Source organism: Sphingomonas naasensis, from assembly GCF_004792695.1.
Lineage (GTDB): Bacteria > Pseudomonadota > Alphaproteobacteria > Sphingomonadales > Sphingomonadaceae > Sphingomonas > Sphingomonas naasensis.
In genome coordinates, this window is sequence record NZ_SRXU01000010.1 from 54,986 (window position 1) to 79,716 (window position 24,731).

Below are 24,731 nucleotides of genomic sequence, written 5' to 3' on the forward strand. Positions count from 1 at the left end.
CGCTGTGCGAATTGCCGCGCGCGCCCGGTTGACAGCCACGCGACCCTCCAATAGAGCGCGCCGCCTACCCCGTGCCCAGATGGCGGAATTGGTAGACGCACCAGCTTCAGGTGCTGGCGGTCGCAAGGCCGTGGAGGTTCGAGTCCTCTTCTGGGCACCACTTTTCCCATCCACTAGCGTCCATGAGCGTCGCGTAAGTGGCTGGGGGAAAAGCCTTTTTCCAAATATCTTTCCGGCGAGATTTGGGCGGGTTCGCCGACATACCACCAGTTTTGGTGGCATATTTCGGCAGTGGATTCGCCCGTTTTCGGACGGAGATACCCCATGGCTCTTACGGCCCTTGCGATCAGAAATGCGCAGCCTCGAACGAAGGCTTACAAGCTCAGCGACGAGCGCTCCCTCTTCCTTCTGGTGATGCCGAACGGCGCCAAATACTGGCGCTTCCGCTATCGCTTCCTCGACAAACAGAAGACGCTCGCGATCGGCGTATGGCCCGAGGTGAGCCTTGCCGATGCCCGTATCAAACGCGACTCCGCGCGCCAGATGGTCGCGGACGGCCTCGACCCGATGGTCGAGAAGAAGCGCCGCAAGCTCCGCGCGCATTTCGATGCCAACAACACGTTCCGTGCGGTCGCCGAAGAATGGTTCGTCAAGATCACGCGCGAGGAGCGCGCCGAGGTTACGCTGAGCAAAGTCCGCTGGTTGCTCGAGAAGGTCTATCCGTTCCTCGGCGACCTGCCGATCCATGAGATCGAGGTGCAGGAAGTGCTGGCCGTGCTACGAAAGATCGAGGCGACGGGCCGCTACGAGAGCGCACGGCGCATGCGAAGCGTGATCAGCCGCGTCTTTCGCTATGGCATCGCCACGGGGCGGGCGAAAGTCGACCCTGCACGCGACCTGCGGGGCGCGATCATCGTGCCCAAGACCAGGCACTTTGCGGCGATCACGCGGCCGAAGGAGGTGGGCAAGCTGCTCCGGGACATCGACGATTCGCCAGGATACGCGATCACGCGGCTTGCCCTGCGGATGACGCCGCATGTCTTCGTGCGCCCGGGAGAGTTGCGCCGGGCCGAATGGAGCGAGTTCGACCTGGAGCGCGCCGTATGGTCGATCCCCGCCGAGAAGATGAAGATGCGCTGGCCGCATCAGGTGCCGCTGTCGCGGCAGGTGCTCGATCTCCTCGACGAGATCCGGCCGCTTACCGGCCACAGCCCCTATGTGTTCCCGGCCTCTCATACCTGGAAGCGCCCCATGTCGGAGAACACCATCACCTTCGCGCTTCGGCGGATGGGCTACAGCGGCAGTGAGATGACCGCGCATGGCTTCCGCGCGATGGCGGCGACGCTGCTCAACGAGATGGGGCTGTGGAACCCCGACGCGATCGAGCGGCAGCTCGCGCACATGGAGAATAATGGCGTGCGCCGCGCCTATGCGCGCGGACAATATTGGGAAGAGCGCGTGCGGATGATGCAGCACTGGTCGGATTATCTCGACGAACTGCGAAGCGGAGGCGACGGCAACAAGGCCTCCGATGGCGGCAACGTCGTCGCGGTCGATTTCGCCCGGCGAGGCGAGCGAAGGCGGTAGGTCGGCTATATGCACCAAACAGAATGCTCCCGTACAGGAACATTTCAGCCGTGATCGTTTCAACAAAGGCGCTATGGACCCGTTCGGGAACATTCTTGAAGCTTTAGCTATTTGGCCATATATATGTACCCGAACGGGAACACCACGATGCCGAAGCGATCACCTTTTGACGAGTTCAGCACGCTGGCCTCCGCTTCGGCAGCCGTCAAACAGACGCGCGAGCTGATGAGCGGCGGGCTTGACGATGCGACCCTTCGCGCGGTTCGGGAGAGCCAGACTCTCGAGTCGGCGCTCGCCGCAGCTAAAGACGGCACGGCGACCTCGCGCCTCCTCGAAGCCGATGCCGGCATCGCCAAAGCCATCAAGGAGATGGACGAGGCGCTGAGACCAGGCATCACGAAGAACCCGGTGGCCGAGGCGATCGGCCAGCTCCAGGCTGGCAGCGCGCTCGACACGAACAGATTGTTCCCCGGCGCGGCTGTCGTTCCGGATGTTGTCGGCAAGGCGCTCAAGGAAATGCAGGCGGCAGCGGGACTGGGCTCGGTTAGCGATATTCTCGCCCGCGACGGGCTCGGCTCCGCCTATCGGCAGCTCGCGGGTCCGGACGTCGTAAGCGCTCTCGATTACGTCTCCCCGATGCGTAGCGTGTTCGACGAACTGGGCGGCGCGGTCGCCCCCGCAGCGTCGGCACCGAAAACGCTCCCCGCGCCGCGGCCGCGCCCCGCGCGTCCGGCACCCGGGGGGCCAGAAGCCTCTCCTGCCGTACCCGTCTCGAGCGCGCCGGTTACGATCGGCGAGATCGGCAAGCGGGTTCGCGCTGCGCGCAAGGCGATGGGAATGACCCAGCAGCGCTTCGCCGATCTGGCCGGCGTCGGTCGACGCTTTCTGATCGAACTCGAACAGGGCAAACCGAGCCTCGAGATCGGCCGCGTCCTCGCAGTGTGCCATGCGGCCGGGATCAAGCTGGGCTTCCTGACGTGACCGTTCGCCTCACGCTGGATGTCCATCTGGATGGCCAGCACGATTCCGCAGGGCATCTGGAAGCGCTCGACGATGGCAACGTGCGCTTCCGCTATTCGGATGCGGCGCTTGCCGCCGGTCGCGCGATCTCGCTGTCGCTGCCGCTGGATGATGCACCTTTCGGCGATGCGATCACGCGCGCTTTTTTCGACAATGTCCTCCCCGAGAACGACCAGGTGCAGCGCGTCCTCGATCGCGAGGGACTGGACCGTGCCGATATCGTCGACATCCTCGCGCATGTCGGTGCGGACTGCCCGGGCGCGATCTCCTGCGTGCCGGCGGGCTCGGGCCCGATGAAAGTGCCGGGAGAGCTTGCCAGCGACTATCGTCCTATCGATCCTCAGGAACTGGCAGTTATCGTCCAGCGCCTCGCCGACCGCCAGCCGCTGCCCGACGATATCGTCGACCCGTCGCCCGTTGCCGGCGTCCAGCGCAAGCTCGCCGTCACCAGGCTACCGGACGGGCAACTCGCCTTGCCCGCCGACGGCCGCAAGGTGCCGACCACCCATATCCTCAAGGTACCCCGGCGTGCCGAGGCTGCAGAGGCCGTACAGGAGGCAGCCGCCTGCAGGATAGCGCGAGAATGCGGTTTCGAGGTCTCGGGCACGGAGCATTTCGCCTATGGCGGTGTGGACGCGGTTCTCATCGAGCGGTTCGACCGGGTCGTCATCGAGGATGTCGTCTATCGCCTGCATCAAGAGGATTTCGCACAGGCGCTGGGCCTTCCAGCACGGCTCAAATACCAGCGCAATGGCGTGGAGGGTCGCCGCTTCGATACGCAAGCGGTGCGTGCCCTGCTTGACCGCCTCTCTGCCCCCGCGCAGGCCCGCGAGACCTTCGTGCTGGCGACCCTGTTCAATCTGGCGATCGGCAATACCGACAATCATGCCAAGAACCATGGCATCCTCTATCTGCCGAACGACCGGCTCCAGCTGACGCCACTCTACGATCTGCTGCCGATCCGCCTGCATCCACGCTATACGCATGAGCTCGCCTATCATCTGGGAGGAGCCTCGCATCTCGATGACATGACTCCGGAACACATGGCGCGCTTCCTTTCCGAATTCGCTTTGGAAGGCGGACGCGCGCGGCGGTTCATCGAAGGACCGGTCCGCACCATGTTCGGGATCCTCGAGCGGCAAGCGCCAGTGCTCCGCAAGCTCGGACAGCGCTTCTTTGACGATCTGATCGGCCGCGAGCTCAGTCAGGTCTGCGACCTGCTGAACCTCGAAATGCCGATACGCGAGCGCGACTATTTCGAACCCGAGGGCGCCGGAGGATGGCTCGCGCCCAGTTAAAGGCGGCGGTCCTGACCCGCGGCGATCCATCGCAAATTCCCGATGCGCCTCGTCGCCGGAATCTGCGCGTTTCCGAGCAATAGAAAGATTCCTATCGATCAAATGATGGTGCAATTTGATCGATAGAAAGGTGTGTTATCGATCGTGCGCTGGAACTGGCAGCAACCGGAACGGGCCCAATTTTACCTATAACGCGAAGCGTCTGAGAAGCCGCGAAGACCGGTTTCTCAAGGGCGCGGCATTCTCGTCGGCGCGTTCCATCTCGATATCGGCGACCGCCAGAACCTCTCTATCGAACTCCTGGCCCAGGAAGCTGTCCACAGCTCTGCGATCGAGGGAGAGATCCTCGATCGCGCGAGCGTGCAGTAGTCCGTTGCCAAGCATAGCCACGTCCGACGGCATCTCGTGCTCGGCCTAAGCCGACCCCGTGGCCGACCGAGGCTTTAGTTCGGAACTACGCATCGTAGTTCGCCGAATCGCTTCGACCCTCTCTTGCCGTTGCCTTGCGCCGAAAAGCCCAAACCAGCGCAGCCAAGCTGCTGATCACATAGGCCAGACCGATCAGTTGGCCCTCGCTCAGGAAACTCATGTCCACTCTCCCTAATGGGGAGTCGAGATATGTTCACTTTACGTTCCTACATTGCAAGGGCCAATGGTCAGTCGAATACCGGCGGTCCTGGCGGCCTTCGGAGTAGTCGAAGTGCGCTCAGAATTTCCTCCAGCCCGGACTCCAGGGCACCGATGTCGATATTCAACGCGAGCCCATCATATCCGGTAAGTCGGAGGACCACCGACATCACCAGCCGGGAATGGGCCGCCAGCGCCAGCAGATGCAGACTGCTCGGGCTCTTGCGGCCGTGCAGCCAGGCACGCGCCGTGTGATCGCTGACGCTGGTCCATGCCATAATCGTCTTCGCCGCCCGGTGGCTGCCACCCAGTTCATCTCTGAGGGCGCCTCCGACAAGCGCAGCAAATTGTGCGTCCGTGATCATACCCTGTGATTTCGGAAATCGAGCTCCGCTTTTAGGAACCATGGTTCCGGACCTTTTGCGTTAAGTGGTCACTTCGCAGCGGCTTTTGCCGCCGAGCCAATCTGAGGCCGGCGATGGTAATAAACTGGATGCACACGGAGGGTCCGGACGGGCGCCCGCGGCCGCCCGCGGCAAGGGCGGCGCAGTACGTCCGCATGTCGACCGAGCACCAGAAATATTCGACGGACAATCAGGCGGAGGCAATCCGGCGATACGCGGGGCTGCGCGGCTATGAAATCGTCGCCACCTATGCCGACGAGGGCAAAAGCGGGCTGAATCTGGATGGACGCCCCGCCTTGCAGCGGTTGCTGGAAGACGTAGAAACCCATCGGACGGACTTCACCGCGCTTCTGGTGTATGACGTCAGCCGCTGGGGGCGGTTCCAGGATCCCGACGAGGCAGCCTCGTACGAGCTGCGTTGCAAACGCGCTGGCGTTCAGGTCCATTATTGCGCCGAGCAATTCGAGAACGATGGAAGCATCGGCTCGTCGATCATCAAGACCGTCAAGCGAGCCATGGCAGGCGAGTATAGCCGCGAGCTCTCGGTCAAGGTTTTTGCGGGCCAGGCAAACCTTATCCGGCTCGGCTATCGACAGGGCGGAGTTGCCGGCTTCGGTCTGCGCCGAATGCTGGTGGACGAGGCGGGTGTCGAGAAAGGAATCCTGCGTCACGGGGAACACAAGAGCATCGCGACCGACCGGGTCGTTCTCGTTCTGGGTCCTCAAGCAGAAGTGGAGGTCGTGCGAGAGGTCTACGCGATGTTCGTGGAGCGGGGGCTATCGGAGAACGACATAGCGAATGAACTCAATCGGCGATCCATACGCACAGATTTCGATCGAGAATGGACGCGTGGATCCGTTCATCAGCTTCTGATCAACGAAAAATACATCGGCAACAATGTGTGGGCCCGAACTTCCTTCAAGCTCAAATCCGCGCATGTTCACAATCCCGCGGACGAATGGGTACGGGCGGATGGAGCCTTCCCGGGACTTATCGACGCGACGACATTCGATCAGGCGCAGCAGATTATCCGCACGCGCTCCGATCGTCTGAGCGACGAACGGATGCTGGAGCTTCTGGCGGGAATTCTGGGCCAGCGTGGGCTTCTCACCGGCTTGATCATCGACGAGATGGATGATTGCCCTTCCAGCAGTGCCTACCGCAGCCGCTTCGGAAGCCTGCTTCGGGCCTACGCCCTGGTCGGGTTCGCTCCGGATCACGACTATCGGTATCTCGACGTCAACAGAAGACTGCGGGCCCTTCATCCTGAGCTGATCGGCACGGTGATGAACGGGATTCACCGCGCAGGCGGAAGCCTGATTCAGGACAGCGCAACCGACCTGCTCACCATCAACGACGAGTTCACCGCGTCGATCGTCGTCGCGCGGTGCTTTGAAACCGCCGCCGGCTCATCGCGGTGGAAGCTTCGCCTGGACACCGCGCTTGGGCCCGACATTACCGTCGCCATCCGCATGGATCGCTCGAACGAGCGCCCGGGCGACTACTATCTGTTGCCTCGGCTCGATATGCGCGAAGCGGTTCTGCGGCTCGCTGAATATAACGGCCTCTCCCTCGACGCGTATCGGTTTGACACCCTCGATCCCTTCTATCGCATGGCAGCCCGGGCAGCATGGCGGGAGGCGGCGTGATGACAGCATTGCCGGCACAGCGCGTCGAGATGATCCCGGTCGACAGAATCACCGTTGTGAACCCGCGAATCCGGAACAAGCGGTCTTTCAAGGAGATCGTCGACAATATCGCGCAACTTGGCCTCAAACGACCAATCACCGTTACGCGCCGCATAGAGGCGGACGGTCCTTTCTACGACCTGGTCTGCGGCCAGGGGCGGCTCGAGGCATATAGAATGCTGGGCCAACCTGAAGTGCCGGCGCTGGTCGTCGCCGCCGATCCCGAGGATTGCCTCGTCGCGAGTCTGGTGGAGAATTGCGCGAGGCGACAGCACCGCGCCATCGATCTGTTGTACGACATCCGGGGGATGCAGGAGCGAGGCTATGCCTCTGCGGAGATTGCACGGAAAACCGGCCTCTCAATGGAATATGTCCACGGTGTCGCCCGGTTGATCGAGAATGGCGAGCAGCGTCTCCTGCGCTCGGTTGAAAGCGGAATCATCCCGGTCAGCGTCGCTGTGGAGATTGCCGAGGCTGAGGATCACGAAGTGCAGTTCGCGCTGTCCCGTGCCTATGAGCGTGGCCTGCTGAAGGGCCGCAAATTGCTCGCAGCAAAGAAGCTCATCGAAACGCGGAGGCGACGTGGAAAGGGTCTCGCCACGGTAGGTCCACGAGCACGAGAACGCGTTTCGGCAGATACGCTGGTGAAGGCTTACCAGGAGGAAACCGACCGCAAACGCTCTCTCATCCGGCGCACGGAGATTACCCGCGGCCGCCTGCTCATCGTCACCGAAGCAATGCGGCGCCTGGCACGGGATGAAGCCTTCATGGGCATCCTCCAGGACGAAAATCTCGCGACCATTCCGGACAACATTGCCTCGAGGCTGCGCGGGGGCGCGGGATCATGACCACGAAGCTCGCCTCCCCCGTCGCACTTGCGTTCGAGACGGAGACCTTGCGCATCCAGATCGTGGACATCCTGCCGCTCCGCGAACTGGCGCACTCCGTTCGCAACTCGGTGAAGTACGGGCAGATCGCCGCCTCAATCGGCGAGGTGGGGATTATCGAACCTCCGGTGGTGGCGCGCGACCGGGACGATCCATCAAAATATCATCTGCTGGACGGACACCTGCGCGTCGACATCTTGCGGCTGCGCGGCGACCTGGAGGTCGTATGCCTTGTCGCGACAGAGGACGAGGCCTTCACCTACAACCGTCGCGTCAGCCGAATAGCCACCATTCAGGAGCACAAGATGATCCTGAATGCGATCAAGAAGGGCGTCCCCGAGGAGCGTCTGGCAAGGGCGCTCAACGTCAACATCTCCAACATTCGGGCGAAGCGAAATCTGCTCGTCGGAATATGTCCGGAAGCGGCCGAGTTGCTTCGGGACAAGCATGTCCCGATGAACGCCTTCACAGAGCTCCGGAAGCTGATGCCGATACGACAAATCGCCGCGGCTCAGATGATGGTAGCGATGAATCGATATTCGATTTCCTATGCCAAATCGATCGTCGCCGGCACGCCCGATGATGAGCTCGTCGCCGGGCGGCATAAGGTCCTGAAGGGACTCACCGACGAACAGGTCGCACTCATGGAGCGCGAATCGGCCGCACTGGATCGCGAGTTCAGGCTCATCGAGCAATCCTACGGGGCTGATCACCTCGATCTGGTCCTGGCGCTCGGCTATATTCAGCGCCTGCTCGGCAATGCGCGGATCGTGCGTCATCTCGCCAGGCACCATGCCGACCTGCTCGGCGAATTTCAGAAGCTCGTCGACATCCCGAAGGCCGCATGATGGGGACCCGGACCCGATAAGCGCGGGGACCGCGGGAGACGCCGCACTGCGGGGCGGATCGAGCGCGGTGGTGGGGATGGCGGCGATCCCGCTCGGAGCCCACCAGGAACCCGATAGGGTTCGACTTTGTGCGCCGGTCGGCGACAAGGCCGACCGGCGCACTTCTGACAAGCATGGACCGGCGGGCGGTGCTCAGCTCCGCTCGAACAGTCGCTTCAGACTTGGATAGAGGATGAACGTCGAGCGACCGATCTTCACCGTCTCGATTGTCCCGTCGCCGATGAGCTCATAGATCGTCGAGCGGCAGATCCCGGTGATCCTGACCGCGGTCGAGATCCGCACGCTGATCGGCTCGAGCGTCACCTGCTCCGGCGGGATGCCTGCGCTCATTTCGTCCTCTCCTTGCTGAAGGCGCGATCGCTGTCGAGGAATGCGGACAGCATCGCGGGGATGAGATCGGCCACCGGCAACACCGGCGTCTGTCAGGAAGGTCCGCCGCTCTGATCGAGCGGCTTCAGCTCAAACTCTCCGGAAATTCGAGGACCCCGTGTTGAAACAGCTCAAGAAGTCTCTGGCGTTGGCATGCGCCGCATCCGCGCTCTATGGCGCCGGCGCCGCCAGTGCGCAGGATATCGTTCCGCCCAAGGTCTATACCATGACACCGACCGGCGTGAGCCTCGCGGACGGCTCCTTCACCTTCACAGATACCGATCTGGTGATCGGCACGCTCAGGCTCGAGCGATTTCATCTCGGCGGTCAGCGCGATCCGAACAACCCGTTTTTCGGTCCACGGATGAGCCACAATTACGACATCTATGTAGCACCAAACCAGAAGACCAACTGCGATATCAATTGCACCACCTTCAAGAAGCCGATCGTCCACATGGGGACGAGCGCCAGCGGCACCTTCTATGAGACGATGCCACCCAATTCAGTGCTGCAACATTCAACCGACGACAGCTACGCAGGAGAGCTGGTTCGGGACGGCAGCGGCGCCTATGTCTACACAGACCGGGACGGCAATGTTTACACCTTCAGCACGACCGTCGGGGTTGCGGGTTCGTCGAGCCTCAGCAAACGTGTCGCCAACATCGTGTTCGCCAATGGGCGGCGGCAGGACTTCGCCTATAACGGCTCGGGCCAGCTCAAGGCAGTAGTCGACAGTTCCGGCTATGCCATCGTCTTCGACTACGCCGCGAACGGCAATGTCGGCGTGGCATGCGGCTACAATCTCGCCGACACCTATGTGTCGGTTTCGTCCACCTGTGCCGGCGCAGCCCTCAAAGTCAGCTACGGCTATTCAGCGGACACGCCCGCCAAGCTTATCAGCGTCACCGATCCGGACAACAATGTCACAACGTACAGCTATACGGGCAAGGAGATCGCCTGCGTAACGCCGCCCGGTTACACGACCTGCAAGGTCTCCAACGCCTATGGATATTCTCCGAATGTGTGGCAGGTGACTCAGCAGACGCTAGCAGACAATGCTGTGTGGAAATATTCTTATTCCGGTGACTATTCGAAGCCGCGCGACCCCGAAGCCTATGCGGAGATCGAGCCTTGGACACAGGCAAATGTCACCGATCCCGCGCTGAAGACGAGCTATTACACCTTCGTCGCAACGTCGCCGTTTACCGCGGTCGACGCGAACGGGCAGACGACGAACTACCGCTATCAGGGAGGGTGGGACTATCAGACCTCTCCTGCCTACAGCCAGAACCACGGCTCTGCGCTGGTGGAAGTCACCTTGCCCGAAGGCAACAAATATCTCGCGGCCTATGGTGGCCCACGGCGGTCGGTCACCGAGGAACGGCTTCGCGCCAAGCCCGGCTCCGGACTGGCCGATATCGTTAAGCAATATGGCTATGTGGCCGATTGCACGACCGCGCCTAACACGCCGCAAAACTGCGCGAAACCAATCTGGACGAAGGACGCGAAGCTCAACCAGACCGACTATACATATGCTGCGAACGGGCTGTTACTCACGGCGATGCAGCCCGCCCCTACTACTGGCGCGGCACGTCCGCTGAAAATCTTCACCTATGTTCAAAAATATGCCTGGGTGAAGAACTCGGGCGGCGGCCTGTCTCCGTCCGCTGCTCCAATGTGGGTTCCGCAGACCGAGGCGATCTGCCAGACCGCCGCCGGCAGTAGCACGCCGGTTTGTGATGGCGCGGCCGTCCAGACCGTCACCACCTACGAGTACGGCCCCGACGGCACCGCCAACAATCTGCGCGTGCGCGGTATGGTCGTGAGCTCGGGCGGCACCAGTCTTCGCACCTGCTACGGCTATGACTGGCGCGGGAACAAGATCTCGCAAACCAGCCCGCGCGCCGGCTTGTCGGTGTGCCAATGAGCGGCGCGGAGGGGATGGCCATGAAGAAAACCATTGCTGTGCTGCTCTGCTCGGTCGCAATCACTTTACCGTCGGCAGCGCTCGCCCAGGCATCGGCCTCGGATTTCACCAGCGCGACGCGGTACGATCTCGAGGGGCGCGTAACCGGCACGATCGCGCCCGATCCGGATGGGACGGGGCCACTCCGTCATCTGGCCACCCGAAATCTATATGACGCGGCTGGGCGCCTAGTCAGGCAGGAAAAGGGGGAGTTGGCGAGTTGGGTGTCCGAGGCCATCGCACCGGAGAACTGGAGCAGCTACACCACTTTTTCGATCCGGCAGCAGACCGATACGGTCTATGACGGGCTGGATCGCAAGGTGAAAGAGAGCCTGTGGGCAGGCGGCACACTCTATCAGGTCACTCAATACAGCTACGACCCGGTGGGCCGCCTCAAGTGCACCGCGGTGCGCATGAATCCGGCCGCGTTCGGCAGCCTGCCCGACGCCTGCACGCTCGGCACCCAGGGCACACACGGCCCCGATCGCATTACGCGCAATGAGTATGACAATAGCGGTCAGTTGCTGCAGGTGCGCAAGGGCCTCGGAACAAGCCTTGAGCAGGCTTACGTCACCTATGCCTACACCGAGAACGGCAAGCAGCAGTTCGTGATCGACGCCAACGGCAACAAGGCGCAACTCACCTATGACGGGTTCGACCGGCAGGTGGGCTGGTACTTCCCGTCGACTGCGCGACCCTCAGCCTTCAATCCCGCAACCGTGTCTTCCGCCTATTCGACAGCCGGAGCGATCAGCGCGACTGATTTCGAAGGCTATGGCTATGACGCCAACGGCAATCGCACCTCGCTGAGGAAGCGCGACGGGCGGGGGTTCGCCTATGCCTATGACGCGCTCAACCGAATGACGTCGAAGACTGTGCCGGACGCGTGCGTGTCGGGTTACGCCTGCACCAATGTGCCGTCGTCGATGACGCGGGACATCTACTATAGCTACGATTCCCGAGGACTGCAGACTGCGGCGAGGTTCGACAGCGCGAGCGGTGCTGACGCCGTAACGAGCAGCTATGACGGGTTCGGTCGTCTCACCTCAAGCACGACGAGCATGGGCGGTGTCAGCCGCACGCTGGGTTATCAATATGATGCCGATGGCAATCGCACGCGCCTGACTTATCCCGACGGCAACTTCGCCACCTATTCCTACGACGGTCTGAACAGGCTCAATGCCGCGGGCGTGAGCACTGCGGGGCTGCTCGCCCGGTACTACGACGCCGGGGGCCGGCTCGCGCAGCATTTGTCGGGAAGCTGGACCACCTACACCTACGATGGAATTGGCCGCTTGACGGGGCAGGATGAAGCGCTCGCCGGTGGCACGGGGAGCGTCAACACGACGCTCGCCTACAATTCTGCCAACCAGATCACGTCCCGGACGCGCTCGAACACGGCGTACGCCTTCACGGGCTATACAGCCACCAACCGCAGCTACACGTCCAATGGCCTCAACCAATATGCCGCGGTCGGCCCCAACACCTACGGCTATGATTCGAATGGAAATCTGACTTTCGACGGCGGTATCAGCTATACCTACGACGCCGAAAACCGGCTGGTGGTGACCTCCGCGGGCGCCCAGCTCACCTACGATCCTCTGGGGCGGCTCTATGAGACGTACAAGGCATCGAACGGCACAACGCGCTTCCTCTATGACGGCGACCAGCTGACAGCCGAATACAACGCCGCCGGGACAATGCTCAAGCGCTACGTCCACGGCCCCGGTGAGGACGATCCGCTGGCCTGGTTCGATGGTGCTGCCCTCGGGGGCGTTTGGTCGAATGCACACCTACCCAAGCCAGATCATCAAGGTTCGATCGTGTTGTGGACCGATTGGAATGGTGCACTAGGCCAGGTCAATAGCTATGATGAATATGGCGTTCCTGCTGCGACCAATGTGGGACGGTTCCAGTATACCGGTCAGGCATGGATCCCTGAGCTGGGAATGTACTACTACAAAGCACGGATCTACTCGCCGACGCTGGGACGGTTCATGCAGACTGATCCGATTGGATATGACGATCAGCTCAACCTGTATGCGTACGTCGCGAACGATCCGCTCAATGCGATAGATCCCGATGGCGAGTGCACCGGCTCGCTGTTCGCGGGCAAGTTGGGTGGCTGCACAGGCAGCGCCGGTGCTGGCCCGACAGAAGGCGCGTTGCTAGAACAGCAAGCGGCGCAAAATCGAGCCGGACAACAAGGCTCGCCCAGCCAAAAGCAATCTCCCTTAGGCCGAAAACTGCAGGATCCTGCACAAGGTTCGGGCGGCTACCAAGGAGCTCCGGATCTACCTCTTGAGGAGGACTGGATTACCACGACAGTCGTAACTGGAGGCGTCGGTGTCATCGCCAGCGGTGTTAAATCTGCGGGCTCCTTCGTTCTGGGCAGGCTGGTAGGACGGACGACGGTGCATGGGGCTGAGCGGATTGCAGGAGCTTCTGCAACCCGAGGCGGCGTGTTAGGGCAGGCTGGCATCCTATTTACGCGAGCTACCGGAAAGAGGATGACGCAAAGCGATGGCGCGATTGTGTTTGTCAGATCCCATTGGTGGGGAGGTAGATACGACATCGTGGTACAAAGACCTACCGGTGAATTGATCTCAACGTTCAAGGGAATATCACAAAAAAGTCTTGATAGGTTAACTAAGAGATTTGGATATCATTAATGATATGCTGCATATGTGGGGATGTAATAGAGGCCTCCGAAAGGCTTGCCTTGCGGATAAGGCTCAGCAACTTGTTTGTGAACAAGAAAAATACTCCGTATCAGGAAATGTTCGCTCATGATTACTGTTTTGCAAAAGTATTAGATAAGCAAGTTCCATTTGACCCTGAAGTTTTGTTGGATTAACATTATGAGGCATCGAGCTTTATTTGCGATCATCTAAGATGGATGTTTGCCGACATTCGCCGTGGTGGCGTGGGGCACGGCGGGTCCCAATCTTTTCGCACCGAAAGCCGGAGCGTTCGTTTCCCACCCGATCACGGATGTTCGGCAGCGCGCGAGCCACCCAACGAGCGCAAACGGCCGAGATCGGGAGGAAAGCTGCTGGCCGGCAGGCAAGCTCGCGCGTCTAGACGGGGGCTCGGCAGGTGAACCACGTGAGTGCTTGGCCGAAATAGCGCCGATGCCCAACATTGCACAAAATGCGATGAAGTAAGCAACGGTCGAGTGGGCCGGTATAGTTTACAGCCCGATGCGACCTGAGGACCGGAAGACGCCGAATGCCAATTCTATTCCGTAAAGAACTTAGCTCGAACTAACTATTCGTCCATACTGTCTCAGATACTGCCCCAAGGCCCAATGTTCGCAATGCAGGAGGCAGGCATTGCCATGCTGCGTGAACGAACGACGCCTTTCGGGATCGTTCGCACGCCGACGGATTGACCGATTTCGGGGCTCGAAGCCGCCATTGCTTTACCAGATCTGCGGTCCCGTGCGCGCCCGGCCCAACTGCCAGTTGATTCCGTCGCCCTGGACGAGTCCCGCAACCGGCTTGCCCAGTCGGCGTTCCAGCACGGGTCGCCACGGCACCAGCATGAACTCCCGGCTGCGCTCGACCAAGGCATAGCGTCCGCTCGCCGCATCGATCCGCCGGGTCAGACGACCCTCAACCCGCGTCCCGGAGTTGGCCTCGACATATGCCTTGCCGAGCTCCTCGCACAGGTCGCCGGCGATGAGCAGCAATTCGCGCCGTTTCAGCAGCGCGAGGGCGCCGCGCTTCAGCCTCGCTTCGCCTTCACCTGTGGTCTCGCACAGCCCTTGCTCGACCAGCCATTGCCGGCGTGCGCCGATCGCATCGCGCACCTCGCGCCCAAAGCCGGCATCCCGCGCGATCACCTTCTCTTCGCCGGCGAGCGTGCGGTCGAGCCAGATCGGCCCGTCGCTGTCGATCAGTCGCTCGATCGGTACGGACGACAGGACCTCGATCGCCACAGGCCGGTCGCGCAGAACGCGCGCTTCGAATCCGGCGACGCGTTCGAGATGGTCGTTTCCGACAAGCCAGCTGCCATCGGGTACGCGCTCGACGAGACCGTTGCGCCGAAGCGCCTCGAGCCGTCGCTCATGCGCCTCGGCGAAGGCCCGGCTCGCGCCCGGATCATGCTCGAGGTGCAGGTCGACCGAGTAGCGGCCCTGATGCGCCGCGGCGATCGCGGCGACAGTCCGGTCGACTTCGCGAACCTCCGCCGCGCGCGGCGCCACCCGCACGGTGGCGTTCTCCGGCGTCGGCTCGGTCGCGCCCGCCCGGCCGATGTCGAAATAGTGCAGCCGCCCGTCAATCCCGTCGACGAGCAGATAGTGGCGGTCGCGATGCTCGTCGGCGAAGCCGCGCTGGATGACCCGGCCTACGAGCGGGGCCTCGAGCCGGTCCTCGATCACACGATCGGCCGGCGCGCGTTCGAGCCGGCGCGCCGTCATCTCGCGCTGCATCAGGCGGATGATGTCGCCACGCTCGCCCATGCGGCGCAGCGTCTCCTCCAGCCCGTCGGCGAGACGCCAGCGCCCGCCTCCCAGATCCTCGGCAAGCCCCATCGCGCCGAGCTTGTGCAGCCTTCCCGTCGCCACCGCCTGCTGAAACCGATCATTGTGCGTCGGGCTGGTGATCCGATCCGCATCCATGCGCCGGAGCAGACGCCGGTCAAGCGCGGTCAGTCGCTCCTGGTCGACATCGCGGCGCAGTCGGTCCTGAATTTGGCGGTCGGTGCGCGGACCCAGGTCGAGCGTGGCGAGCTCGGACGCGCGCTCGCGAAAGCCATGCGCGACATATTCGCGGGCGATGACCAGGTTCGCGCCGCGGTCGTCGACCCCGCGCAGCATGATGTGGCTGTGCGGCTGGTCGGTGTTGAAGTGATCGACCGCGACCCAGTCGAGCCTGGTGCCGAGGTCGTGCTCGGCCTGCGCCATCAGGCGGCGGACATAGGGCTTGAGGTCGGCATATTCGGCGCCGTCCTCGGCGGAGACGATGAAGCGGAACTGGTGACGATCGCCGGCCGAGCGCTCGAGGAATGCCTTGCCGTCGGCGCTGTCGACGTCGCGGCCGTAGAGCTCGCCGGGATTGCCTTCGCGCGTCACGCCGTCGCGCTGGATGTAGCGCAGATGCGCCCGGGCGCCGGCCAGGCCCTTACCGGCCATCCGCACCAGCCGCGTCTTGACGATCGCGCGGCGCGCCCGCTGTCCCGCGAAGCGGTCGCGGCTGGAGAGAAGGCGACCGATGCTCGCGCCGCGGCCGATTCGGCTCCCGTCGAAACGGCGCGAGCGGATCCCGGTCTTGCTCCCGGCGAGGCGCGCAGCCGCAAGTGCACGCCCGGCATATTTGACGAGGCGCTTGCCGTCCTTGCCCTTCGGCTTGCCGAGCTTGGGCGTGAAGTCGTCGTCGCTCATCGCCGGCACGCCCGAGTCTCGCCAAATCGCGCCGAACCGCGAGGATTTCCGCCATTCCAGCCGCGCCTGTCTCGCGGCGGCTGACGCGTGTCTCGTGGGAAAACGATGTGCAGACAAAGGCTTAAGCAGTGTCGCGAGACGCTGCCTTTATCTTGTTTTCCCTTATCCCCCTTCTTCCCCCTGTCCCGGAGCAAAAAGAAAGCCGGGACACGCTGCCGACCCGACAGCGCATCCCGGCTTCGACAGGCGCGACCTTCACGCATCCGCGAACGCCGCGCGCGCCCGTTTCGCAGTCCTGAAGCAGCGCTTGCCGAGCATGCCATGCGCATTGCCGTCGCCGTCGACGACCATCACCGCGACGAACCAGCGCCCATCGATCCGGCCGAGCACCCGCACCCGATCGAGCTCGAACTCGGCTTCGTCGCCCCCAAGATAGCTGCCGAGACAGCGCTCCAGGAGCCGTGCATCCCAGTGGAAATCGACTTCTTCGGCCTCCAAGAAACGTGCCGCCAGCGCAGCACCCGCCTGCCTTCCGAACTCGATCTCGAGCCCCGAGACGAGCGATGCCATCACGCGATTTGCCGAGTCCGAGATAGTTTGCACCTGTGCCATGACCTGTCTCCGCTTGCAGTCCCCATCATCGAGGACGCCCTCATGGGGACGGTCGGCGGAGCGGCGGTCAGGGCCGCCGGAGCGCAAGCGCAGGCGCCGCGAAGCGGACATGGGGGGAGCCGATTTGGTGCTAGCCAAATCGGGGGGTACCCATGGGCCTTGAGGGCCGCTTTGCCGTCCGTCATGCTGGGACTTCACGACGAGCCCTTCCACCCTCGCCATGTCACGGCACCTCGCGACGAAGCGCGAACAGGCTTGCCGCGGTCGCCGGCGGGCTCGCCTCCGCGGCAGCGGCGGGCGTGTCGCGCCGCACGACGAACATCGGATCGCGCGGCGCCGATGGCGCTACCGGCGCGGCGGGCGCCGGCGCGCCGACCGCGCGCAGATAGGCCGCGGTCTCGCCCGGCAAGCGCGTCTCGCCCGCGAGCCACGCAGCATAGCGTGCGGGTCCCGCATTGTACGCGCCGAACAGCCCGGGATAGCCGAAGCGGTCGTACATGCGCCGCAGATAGCAGGCGCCCGCGACGATATTGTCCGCCGGCACGTCGGGATCGTCGCCGAGCGCGAGGTCGCGGCGCAGCTCGGCCCAGGTTCCCGGCATCAACTGCATCAGCCCGATCGCGCCTTTGCGGCTGCGGATCGGGCGCCCCGCGAGCAGGGTTTGCCCCCCGCTTTCCGCCCGCATCACCCGCGCGATCCACTCGGCCGGCACCCCGCAGCGGGCCGCCGCGGCATCGATCTCGGCGGACCAGCGCCAAACGCCGTCGGCGGCAGGTGCCGTCGCCAGCGCCAGCGCGATCAGGCTCAGCGCCGCCATATCAGCCTCGCCCGCCCGACGAGATCCCGGCGCGAACTGATCCCGAAATAGCGTCCGTCAAACGAGCCCGGCGCGTCCATCAGCAGCAGATATTCGCCGGCGCCGAGTCGGTGGCAGCCCTGCCACCATGGCAAATCGCGCCCGCTCTGGTCGCGGGCGAGGCGGGTCGCGACGGCCACGCCGTCCACCGAGACCCGCGCTCCCGCGCCGCATGCAATATCGCCCGGCATGGCGGCGACGCGCTTCACCAGCGGCACGTTGGCGGGGAGATAGTGACGCTCGGCGGCGAGCCTGCGCCAGCGCGGCGGCGGCCAGCCCTCCAGCGACGCACCTGCGGTGCGGAGCCAACGAACCCATCGATGAAGCTCGTGTCCATTCGGGAACCAGACGGGCTTGAACGATGTTCCCTGTTCGTTCTAGCTGAGCGCCGCCCGCCAACGCGGCGATTCGAACTTGATGGAGCTTGAGCATGGAGCATGACCTCCCGCTGCGCGCGGCTGCGCGCGCGATCTACGACAATTGCTATCCGAGCGAGGAGTGGGCGCCGGTCGGCTTCGACGAGGCCGAGCGCTTCCGCACGGTCCATTATCGCCAGGCGGTCGGCGCGGCGCAGCAGGCACGCGCGGTGCTCGGCGACAGCGCCGTGCAGCCCAGCCTGTTCGCAGGAACCCGGCAAGCCTGAGCCGAACCGTGGACGCGATCGAGACGGTAAACTGGCTGGCGCACCGCTGGCCGATCGAGCTGGAGACCCGTCCCTACGGTCAGTGGGAGATCCATGTCGGGAAAATAGGCGGCCAGAGGGTTGGCCAGCGCAGCTCGCGGGAAGAATATGACCACTGGCGCAAAGGGGCGCGGCCGATCTGTCTCGCGCGCTTCATTGCGAGCCGGTCGTCGCTCCATCCCGCGGCCGTCCTGATCACTTGCGGGACCTACCGGCTCGGCCGGATCCCCGCGGAGCTCTGGTGCGGCTACGACGTGACCGAGCTTCTCGATCTCCCCGCTGTCACCTTGCTGTCGGCAAAGGCCCGGGCGATGTTTCCGGCCTGGCCCGAGGCAGTGATCCGCGTCGTGCAGGAAAGCAGGCTGAGGTCACTCGGTCTCAAGCCCGCGCCCGACGCACGCGGCGCGCGGCTGCGGATCGTGGCGTGATGGCGCGGTATGACCGGGATGGCGGCCAGGTACCGACGACCTTGTTCGAATGCGCGGCCTTCCACCGGTCGGTGAAGGTGCATTGTCCGACCTGCGGTCGCGAGGCGGTATTTCACGGCGCCGCCTTGTGGTGGCTGTTCCAGCGCAAGCATTGGCCCGACCATCTGGACTACGTCCCGGCGAAGATGCGCTGCACGGGATGTGGGCGCCGCGGCATTCCGGTCCGGCTGAGCCGCGAGGCACCGACCATGGTGCACCTGCCGCTTCCCGACGATGCCGCATGGAAGCGCGCCGTCAGCAGGTTCCGGTCCTGACGCCCGACCGCTCAGGGGCCAGCGTCCGACAGGTCAAAGGAGCGCAGGCGCGCTCGCCTCTGCCTTGCGCTTGACCCAGAGTTCGCTGGTGCGGTCCATCTGGATGAGCGCGTCCGGAAAACAGCGCTCCTGAAATGCCACGACGTCGTCAAAGCTGCCGTGAAGCCAGCGATCATATTCACCGCGGTGAAGCAGGACCGGCATCCGGTCGTGCACGGGGCGGATCGCCTCGTTGCACTCTGTCATCACGCCCGAATAGACCGGTCCCCACTCGGCGCTCTCGCGCCACAGACCTGCCCAAGCGAAGACGGGTTCGTCCTTCACGCTGAACCAGGTCCGCGTCTTCGAGCCCTTGGGGCCTTCAGCCTCGGCGAAAGCCGTGACCGGGATCAGGCAGCGCCATTCGGGCTTGCGCGCGAGCCCGATCCACATGCCCTTGCGCAGATCGGCGATGTTGTTGACGGGCTTGGGCTTCGCGGTCGGGCTCATCGTCTTCAGCCGAAGCGGAAAACCCCAGACCATCGACTGCATGAGCGGCTTGCCCCCCACCTCCCGGACGACAACACCCGGGCAGCCGGGATATACCTCCTCGCCTGCGTTCGACAGGACCGGATTGGCGACACCGAAATGCGCGGCCACTTCCGCAGCGGACTTCCTGACCGTGTAGAGATTGCACATCGGCGAAACCTATCAAGCACCCGTCCGATGTCCAGACGAGCCCGGGTCTCCCAGCCGCAGAGTCCCGGCCGGTGCGGCAGCTCCGCGTGTTACAGCAGGCCCAGCTGCGATGCCGCGGGCGGCGGTCCACCGCTGCGCCAGGGATCGTCGGTATGCAGCACGGTCATCCGTTCGGCCGCCATGGGCGGACGGAACTGGAAGCCGATGACGTCCGCGATCGAGCCATGCAGCCAGCGCGCCTGCTCGTCCGGCTCGAGCAGGACTGGCATCCTGTCGTTGGTCGGCGGAATGGCGGCGTTCGCCTCCATCGTCATGCCCGCAAAACAGGGACCGACATCGGGAATATTCCGGCAGAACCCGGCCCAAGCCATGATCGACTGGTCCGCCACGGAGAACCAAGTCCGCGTCTTCTTTCCGGGATCGCCCTCGGGATTGCCGAAATGAGTGATCGGGATGATGCAACGGTAGCGTGGGTCGACCACGGTCTGCTCCCACATCGGATTGGTAAGGTCCGCGACCAGCCCGATGATGTCAGCCTCCTTGCCCTGCAGCCGAACGTCACGAATGTGCCGCGGAAAGCCCCAGCGCATCATCCGCAAACGCCGGCGTCCGCCGGCCTCGAACATCACGAGCCCCTGTCCGCCCTCGGTCAGGTCCGGCGGGATGACGATCTGCCCCGCAACCTCGGCCCCGAAGAAAGCACAGACCTCCTCGATCGAGGCGCGCAGGCTGTGGAGCCGTGACATCTAGCGCGCTGCGCGACAGCGCTGTGCGAGAGCGCCGCCGTCATCCCAGTCGCGCCGATATTGCGCCTGACTGCGCTGAAGCTGCCAGCACGAAAGATCGCCTTTTGCCCCTCGCACCAGCCCCAGTGTCCGACCATAGCGGTCGGCGCCGATCCGCTCGATCACCAACCGGCCTGCAGCCGCCTGCGTTAGGCTGCGCTTGCTCGCAAAGGGATCGCCAGGCGCGCAGCGCCGATTGCCCTGGCAGTGCCCTGGCATCTCAGCGGCGTCGATGCCGAGCAGTCGGACACGCTCCCGGCCACAACGCAGCGTGTCGCCATCGACCACACGACAATTCTCAAGCGGCGCCGTCAACGCCCCTCTTGCGTCGCCGGCGGCGCTGCCGGTCAGCAGCAATGTCAAAAGGGTCGCGAGCATACTGATAGGTTCTCTCAAGGGAAGGTGGTGATGGCCTACCAGATTCGATTTTGTTCGCCAAATGTTCTATACGCCGCCGCTCACCGAGTCGGAGACCATTGTGCGCTTTGAAGGAACATTCTGGCTGCTCTGGGAAGACGAACCTTTGAGCCCTGCCACCACGCGGTTCTTCGAATTTCGCGAAGGCATCATCTTCGATGCGCGTACCGATGCCCGGCGGGGTACCTATGCGGAGGTCGACCACGGCGTGGACGCGCTGTTCGACGAGGCGCACGGCGAGCGCGAGGTGATGATGTTTCGGATGCCGCACGCTTCAAAGAAGTGGGGCGGCAAGTTCGTCAACGTGATGCCTCACTTCGATCCGGAGTGCGAGAGCTACGCCATCACCTTCTCCAATGCGCGTTATGAAGCGTATGTCGCTTCGCGCCCTGCCAACGATTTCGAGACCGACGAAGAGGCAGACGAGCGGAAGGATCGCGAGACCGAAGAATTCGGCATCTTGCCCATGTTCGGCTATGCTTATCGTGACTGCATTGAAGTCCGCGCGATGGCCGACGCCAACGAACGCAGTGCGACTGCCCGCATGCATCGAGAGCATCTCAGAGCGGTCTAGCGTCTACCGAATGAGAGTGGGCGCTCGTACAAGCTTGATCTTTGGCAAAGGGGCGCGGATGCGCACCTAGCGTCGGGCCCTTGTTATATTCAGGTATATCCGTCGTGGGCTTCATTCGCTTGCGGCGTTACAATGGTTTATATGGATGCGCTGACCACCGCCGTCTCGGCCCCGGCCGTCCCCGCTGCTCGCGCTGCCCTGGGCAATGCATTCGTCGCCGCAGGATGGAACCGAGCGCAGGCAGAGGGAGCATTAAATACGCTGAGCGATCCGGCAGCGGTCTCGCTTTACACGGTTGAAGCGAACGATGTGCTGGCGCGGGTCAAGGTGCCGATCCTCGCTCTGTACGCGGCCAACGACGCGGTCATCTCCACCCGGCGGAGTATTCCGGAAGCTCGGCTTGCTCTCCGTGGCAACCCCGATGCCACCGTGATCGAAGTTCCGGATGTAAACCACGGGTTTCAGCAACTGGAGTCGGAAGCGTCCGGAAAATCAGAGTATAAGGGATGGCCGATATCCGATCCAAAAACCCTCAATCTGATCGACCAATGGCTCGCCAAGCGACTCCTTCGAGCCGGGCATGACTGAGCGGCCGCGTGCCGCCTTCACAATGCACGACGGGCGTGAGAAATGGTCCGCTTTCGTGCCTTCTGACAACTGAAGCCGTCGTTCCGAAATCCACCCGATCTCTGACATTCGCGGTCGAAACCCGGCGTTCGAAAGCGGAAGGGCAGCTCCCGCGCCACAGCCAGAAAATCCGAAAAGCGCCGACCGCTGCCGAACCGCGACGTTCTGAACACGACCATGGCGGTTATTACATAAATGATGCAGCATCCTTCCCGATTAGAAGGGCGCGACACGAGTCAAAGAGGCGAGTGTGCAATGTGGAAACTCGTGGTTTTGGTGCTGGCCTTGGGAACGTCGAATGTCGGCATACCGCAAGCTGGTCCGTTCGATCAGCCTGAACCACAAGTCTTTGCCCGTTCGGAAGATCAAGAGCGTGCACGAATGCTTTCTGAGCCATGCAGCGAGGCGGACATCGGGATCGGTTGCTATCGCTTTAATGGTCGCTCGATCCGTGAGGCGCCATGCACATACCATATCGACCCGGGGGTCATCGGATCATTGCCAACTGACCAGTGCTACAAAATGGACGCGCCCCGTCGCTATCGAGGCGTTTGGGTGGACGAGTTCGAGGGGCAGAGGTTTATACCGGAAGGCACAAGTCCTGCCGAATGGCCGCGCGCCGATCCAAAATCCGCCGGATGGAGAGAGCAATTTGAGCGCGCGCGGCTCGCGACAATCTGGCTGGACGCCAGTCGCGTCAGTTTTGACAAGATGCCCCGTAAGCGTGGAACGAAAAAGATCATCGAGTTTGTAGGGCGGAAGACCAAATATCCGGGCGCCTACGGCCACTTCGGAATGTCGGGACAAGAAATCATTGTCGATCAAGTGATCGCGCTGCGCGAATGTCCCTCGACCGGCCTCTGTCGCTGAATGCGGGCGGACCGCGTTCCAGCCAACGTCCGCCGTTCCGCAATTACCCATCCGGTTGGAGCGAGTGTCCGAGATCGGGTGGATTGCCGCCCGACTGCTTTCACAGCAGAATTGCTAAAAGCTGCTGTCGGAGACGCTGATATGAGTGTGGACTTTTACGTGGCCATGCCCGCTGCAAATTGGCCGACAGCTTCTGCAGTGCAACGATGTTTGTCCGAGCGCGCGCACCCGGTGCACGTCAAACGCTTCCCGACACTGAAAGGCGGAGGCGTCGTCAACGACGGAGCGCTTGCGGTGATCGACGGAAAAGAGGTTTATCTAGAGGGAGAGCTGGCTCCGGCTTCGGCGATTTCGGCAGACGTAAGGAGCATCAATGAGCGCCTAATGGCCGCCTCGGCTCCCGAACGGATCGGCGCGAATGATGTAATTGTGTCCTTTCGGACCCGCTCTCCGACGGAAATACGAGCGGCGAGCTACGTTATTTCGGCACTGATAGTTTGCTTCAACGGGCTCGGCTTCGAGCCGCAGGGCAACACGCATGGCCGTGCTAGCTTCGCCCGAGCAATCATTGAAAGTGCCGAGGCGCTCAAAGATTTGTAAGGGAAAGGCCGCTTTCGGGCAATGACGGCTGAATTCCGGCGTCCGCTAATGGGGTGGAGGCCGCCGCTCGAGGCGAACCCTGCGCTAATGTCCGCTTTCCCAGCATCGGCCCCCCAAAGCGGACGGGCAGCAAGCGGCCTAGGTTCGGCCATTCGGGGCCGCTAATCCATCAATCGCGGAAGCTGTGACGCCAGCGCGTCGATCGCCAGGCGGACTTTTGTCTGCATGAAAGGCGTCGCGAGCCAGACCGCATGACAATCGTACGGGTATTCTCCCTCGTCCTCCAGGATCTGCTCCAGCGCGCCGGCCGCGATTCTGCGCCTGACCAGCCAGAGTGGAAGCCAGGCGATGCCGAGCCCGTCTGCAGCTGCGTCCGCGATGGCGTCGAGATCGTCGAGCACCGCGCGTGGTTTTACGCTCACCTCGCGCGCGGGCCCCTCGGACGAGGGAAACATCCAGGGGGCTATCCTTCCGTCGCGGCCGTACAGGAGGGCAGCATGATGCCCGAGATCGGCCAGACTTTCAGGGGCGCCGTTTTCGGCGAGATAACGGGGCGCGGCACACACGACCATCCGTTGCCGTGCGATCCGCCGCGCCATATGGTCGCTCCGGTCCTCGAGGGTTCCGGTCCTTACGGCAAGATCGAAGCGGCCTGTTGCGAGATCGAGCAGCTGGTCGGAGAATGAGAGTTCGAGTTCGAGTTCCGGGTGAGCAAGAAGAAGCCTCAGCAGGATCGGCGATGCGCAATGCCGTCCGAAATGGACCGGCATGCTGATCCGCAGCTTACCCCGGATGCCGGCGCTTTCGGCTGCGAAGCGATCGAGTGCGTCGATCTCCGCAAGAATGTCCTTGCAGCGCGCAAAGTAGCTCAATCCGATCTCGGTCAGGCTTTGCCGCCGCGTAGTGCGATTGATCAGCCGTGCGCCCGCGGCCTGCTCGAGGGCCTTCACATGCTTGCCCACCATCGGGCCGGACAAGCCGGTCTCCTCGGCGACCGCCGCGAACGAGCCGACAATTGCGGCCCGGACGAAGATTCGCATGCTCTCGATTCTATCCATTGCAAATCACTGGTTTTGATTGTGTGTCCCGATACGCCCTTTATCGCGATTTCCGGCGCGCTAACGAACGATTTGTAGATATTTCGT

At 62.9% G+C, this 24,731-nt stretch carries 27 protein-coding genes, 1 tRNA gene and 1 pseudogene; 17 read left to right on the forward strand and 12 right to left on the reverse strand.

Going from position 1 to position 24,731, the window contains the following annotated elements:
- The first annotated feature begins 73 nt into the window (after positions 1-73).
- The 5 genes and pseudogenes from E5A74_RS18775 to E5A74_RS18795 all read left to right on the forward strand — a co-directional run.
- A tRNA-Leu gene (locus E5A74_RS18775) sits at positions 74-160 on the forward strand.
- Between the two features lie 164 nt (positions 161-324).
- Positions 325-1,587, forward strand: coding sequence for a tyrosine-type recombinase/integrase (locus E5A74_RS18780; protein ID WP_135987174.1), 1,263 nt, complete (start codon positions 325-327; stop codon positions 1,585-1,587).
- Between the two features lie 123 nt (positions 1,588-1,710).
- The gene (locus E5A74_RS21305) at positions 1,711-2,568 is read left to right on the forward strand and encodes a helix-turn-helix transcriptional regulator (protein WP_240699882.1); all 858 of its coding nucleotides are present in this window, start codon (positions 1,711-1,713) and stop codon (positions 2,566-2,568) included.
- Positions 2,565-3,905 carry a HipA domain-containing protein gene (locus E5A74_RS18790; RefSeq protein WP_135987175.1) on the forward strand — a complete coding sequence of 447 codons (1,341 nt, stop codon included), beginning with the start codon at positions 2,565-2,567 and terminating at the stop codon, positions 3,903-3,905. The genes E5A74_RS21305 and E5A74_RS18790 overlap by 4 nt, the downstream gene beginning before the upstream one ends.
- Before the next feature lie 219 nt (positions 3,906-4,124).
- Positions 4,125-4,274, forward strand: a pseudogene (locus E5A74_RS18795) (DUF4172 domain-containing protein); the annotation flags it as partial.
- Positions 4,275-4,359: 85 nt separating this feature from the next.
- Here the strand turns inward: E5A74_RS18795 and E5A74_RS21390 are convergent.
- Together E5A74_RS21390 and E5A74_RS18800 are read right to left on the reverse strand one after the other, a co-directional pair.
- Positions 4,360-4,494 (reverse strand): hypothetical protein, encoded by a 135-nt coding sequence (locus E5A74_RS21390; RefSeq protein WP_276469531.1) that lies wholly within the window; start codon positions 4,492-4,494, stop codon positions 4,360-4,362.
- Positions 4,495-4,561: 67 nt separating this feature from the next.
- Positions 4,562-4,897 carry a hypothetical protein gene (locus tag E5A74_RS18800; RefSeq protein ID WP_135987176.1) on the reverse strand — a complete coding sequence of 112 codons (336 nt, stop codon included), beginning with the start codon at positions 4,895-4,897 and terminating at the stop codon, positions 4,562-4,564.
- 128 nt (positions 4,898-5,025) lie between these two features.
- On the opposite strand from E5A74_RS18800, the gene E5A74_RS18805 reads away from it, so the two are divergent.
- The 3 genes from E5A74_RS18805 to E5A74_RS18815 are packed head-to-tail and all read left to right on the forward strand — an operon-like array spanning position 5,026 to position 8,359.
- A complete protein-coding gene (locus E5A74_RS18805) occupies positions 5,026-6,585 on the forward strand; it encodes a recombinase family protein (protein WP_338111990.1) in 1,560 nt (519 codons plus the stop codon).
- A complete protein-coding gene (locus E5A74_RS18810; protein WP_135987226.1) occupies positions 6,585-7,472 on the forward strand; it encodes a plasmid partitioning protein RepB C-terminal domain-containing protein in 888 nt (295 codons plus the stop codon). The genes E5A74_RS18805 and E5A74_RS18810 overlap by 1 nt, the downstream gene beginning before the upstream one ends.
- Complete coding sequence (locus E5A74_RS18815) at positions 7,469-8,359, forward strand: plasmid partitioning protein RepB C-terminal domain-containing protein (RefSeq protein WP_135987178.1); 891 nt, start codon at positions 7,469-7,471, stop codon at positions 8,357-8,359. Before E5A74_RS18810 ends, E5A74_RS18815 begins: the two co-directional genes overlap by 4 nt.
- A gap of 192 nt (positions 8,360-8,551) precedes the next feature.
- Here the strand turns inward: E5A74_RS18815 and E5A74_RS18820 are convergent, their stop codons facing one another.
- Both E5A74_RS18820 and E5A74_RS18825 read right to left on the reverse strand, forming a co-directional pair.
- The gene (locus E5A74_RS18820) at positions 8,552-8,749 is read right to left on the reverse strand and encodes a helix-turn-helix domain-containing protein (RefSeq protein ID WP_135987179.1); all 198 of its coding nucleotides are present in this window, start codon (positions 8,747-8,749) and stop codon (positions 8,552-8,554) included.
- The gene (locus tag E5A74_RS18825; RefSeq protein WP_338111991.1) at positions 8,746-8,832 is read right to left on the reverse strand and encodes a DUF2274 domain-containing protein; all 87 of its coding nucleotides are present in this window, start codon (positions 8,830-8,832) and stop codon (positions 8,746-8,748) included. The genes E5A74_RS18820 and E5A74_RS18825 overlap by 4 nt, the downstream gene beginning before the upstream one ends.
- Positions 8,833-8,909: 77 nt before the next feature.
- On the opposite strand from E5A74_RS18825, the gene E5A74_RS18830 reads away from it, so the two are divergent.
- Together E5A74_RS18830 and E5A74_RS18835 are read left to right on the forward strand one after the other, a co-directional pair.
- Positions 8,910-10,715, forward strand: a complete 1,806-nt coding sequence (locus E5A74_RS18830) for a hypothetical protein (protein ID WP_135987180.1) — start codon at positions 8,910-8,912, stop codon at positions 10,713-10,715.
- A 20-nt stretch (positions 10,716-10,735) separates the two neighbouring features.
- Positions 10,736-13,426, forward strand: coding sequence for an RHS repeat domain-containing protein (locus E5A74_RS18835; RefSeq protein ID WP_166745739.1), 2,691 nt, complete (start codon positions 10,736-10,738; stop codon positions 13,424-13,426).
- A 752-nt stretch (positions 13,427-14,178) separates the two neighbouring features.
- Here E5A74_RS18835 and rlxS read toward each other — a convergent pair.
- From rlxS to E5A74_RS18855, 4 genes are all read right to left on the reverse strand, one after another.
- Complete coding sequence (rlxS, locus tag E5A74_RS18840) at positions 14,179-16,143, reverse strand: relaxase/mobilization nuclease RlxS (protein WP_135987182.1); 1,965 nt, start codon at positions 16,141-16,143, stop codon at positions 14,179-14,181.
- A gap of 255 nt (positions 16,144-16,398) precedes the next feature.
- On the reverse strand, positions 16,399-16,866 hold the full coding sequence (locus E5A74_RS18845; RefSeq protein WP_240699883.1) for a hypothetical protein: 468 nt from the start codon (positions 16,864-16,866) through the stop codon (positions 16,399-16,401).
- Positions 16,867-16,978: 112 nt separating this feature from the next.
- Positions 16,979-17,572 carry a lytic transglycosylase domain-containing protein gene (locus E5A74_RS18850; protein ID WP_135987183.1) on the reverse strand — a complete coding sequence of 198 codons (594 nt, stop codon included), beginning with the start codon at positions 17,570-17,572 and terminating at the stop codon, positions 16,979-16,981.
- Positions 17,560-17,820: a S26 family signal peptidase gene (locus E5A74_RS18855; protein WP_240699884.1), complete on the reverse strand. Its 261-nt coding sequence runs from the start codon at positions 17,818-17,820 to the stop codon at positions 17,560-17,562. Before E5A74_RS18855 ends, E5A74_RS18850 begins: the two co-directional genes overlap by 13 nt.
- Before the next feature lie 221 nt (positions 17,821-18,041).
- On the opposite strand from E5A74_RS18855, the gene E5A74_RS18860 reads away from it, so the two are divergent.
- Genes E5A74_RS18860 through E5A74_RS18870 form a run of 3 tightly spaced genes read left to right on the forward strand, consistent with a single transcriptional unit; the run spans position 18,042 to position 19,035 of the window.
- Positions 18,042-18,254, forward strand: a complete 213-nt coding sequence (locus E5A74_RS18860; RefSeq protein WP_135987185.1) for a hypothetical protein — start codon at positions 18,042-18,044, stop codon at positions 18,252-18,254.
- An 8-nt stretch (positions 18,255-18,262) separates the two neighbouring features.
- A complete protein-coding gene (locus E5A74_RS18865; protein WP_135987186.1) occupies positions 18,263-18,721 on the forward strand; it encodes a hypothetical protein in 459 nt (152 codons plus the stop codon).
- Positions 18,721-19,035 carry a hypothetical protein gene (locus tag E5A74_RS18870; RefSeq protein ID WP_135987187.1) on the forward strand — a complete coding sequence of 105 codons (315 nt, stop codon included), beginning with the start codon at positions 18,721-18,723 and terminating at the stop codon, positions 19,033-19,035. The genes E5A74_RS18865 and E5A74_RS18870 overlap by 1 nt, the downstream gene beginning before the upstream one ends.
- Before the next feature lie 33 nt (positions 19,036-19,068).
- Here the strand turns inward: E5A74_RS18870 and E5A74_RS18875 are convergent, their stop codons facing one another.
- From E5A74_RS18875 to E5A74_RS18885, 3 genes are all read right to left on the reverse strand, one after another.
- Positions 19,069-19,713, reverse strand: coding sequence for an SOS response-associated peptidase (locus tag E5A74_RS18875; protein ID WP_135987188.1), 645 nt, complete (start codon positions 19,711-19,713; stop codon positions 19,069-19,071).
- A gap of 89 nt (positions 19,714-19,802) precedes the next feature.
- Positions 19,803-20,459, reverse strand: a complete 657-nt coding sequence (locus tag E5A74_RS18880; protein WP_135987189.1) for an SOS response-associated peptidase family protein — start codon at positions 20,457-20,459, stop codon at positions 19,803-19,805.
- Positions 20,460-20,876, reverse strand: coding sequence for a thermonuclease family protein (locus E5A74_RS18885; RefSeq protein WP_240699885.1), 417 nt, complete (start codon positions 20,874-20,876; stop codon positions 20,460-20,462). It lies immediately after the preceding gene.
- Between the two features lie 61 nt (positions 20,877-20,937).
- Here E5A74_RS18885 and E5A74_RS18890 point away from each other — a divergent pair, with 61 nt between their 5' ends.
- The 4 genes from E5A74_RS18890 (at position 20,938) to E5A74_RS18905 (ending at position 23,586) form a co-directional block, all read left to right on the forward strand.
- Positions 20,938-21,489 (forward strand): hypothetical protein, encoded by a 552-nt coding sequence (locus E5A74_RS18890; RefSeq protein ID WP_135987190.1) that lies wholly within the window; start codon positions 20,938-20,940, stop codon positions 21,487-21,489.
- Between the two features lie 132 nt (positions 21,490-21,621).
- Positions 21,622-22,077: a dienelactone hydrolase family protein gene (locus tag E5A74_RS18895; protein WP_166745738.1), complete on the forward strand. Its 456-nt coding sequence runs from the start codon at positions 21,622-21,624 to the stop codon at positions 22,075-22,077.
- Between the two features lie 294 nt (positions 22,078-22,371).
- A complete protein-coding gene (locus E5A74_RS18900) occupies positions 22,372-22,986 on the forward strand; it encodes a hypothetical protein (protein ID WP_135987192.1) in 615 nt (204 codons plus the stop codon).
- 141 nt (positions 22,987-23,127) lie between these two features.
- Positions 23,128-23,586: a hypothetical protein gene (locus E5A74_RS18905; protein WP_135987193.1), complete on the forward strand. Its 459-nt coding sequence runs from the start codon at positions 23,128-23,130 to the stop codon at positions 23,584-23,586.
- Positions 23,587-23,747: 161 nt separating this feature from the next.
- On the opposite strand, the gene E5A74_RS18910 is transcribed toward E5A74_RS18905, so the two are convergent.
- Entirely contained in the window at positions 23,748-24,626 is an 879-nt protein-coding gene (locus tag E5A74_RS18910) for a LysR family transcriptional regulator (protein ID WP_206365919.1), read from the reverse strand.
- Positions 24,627-24,731 lie beyond the last annotated feature (105 nt).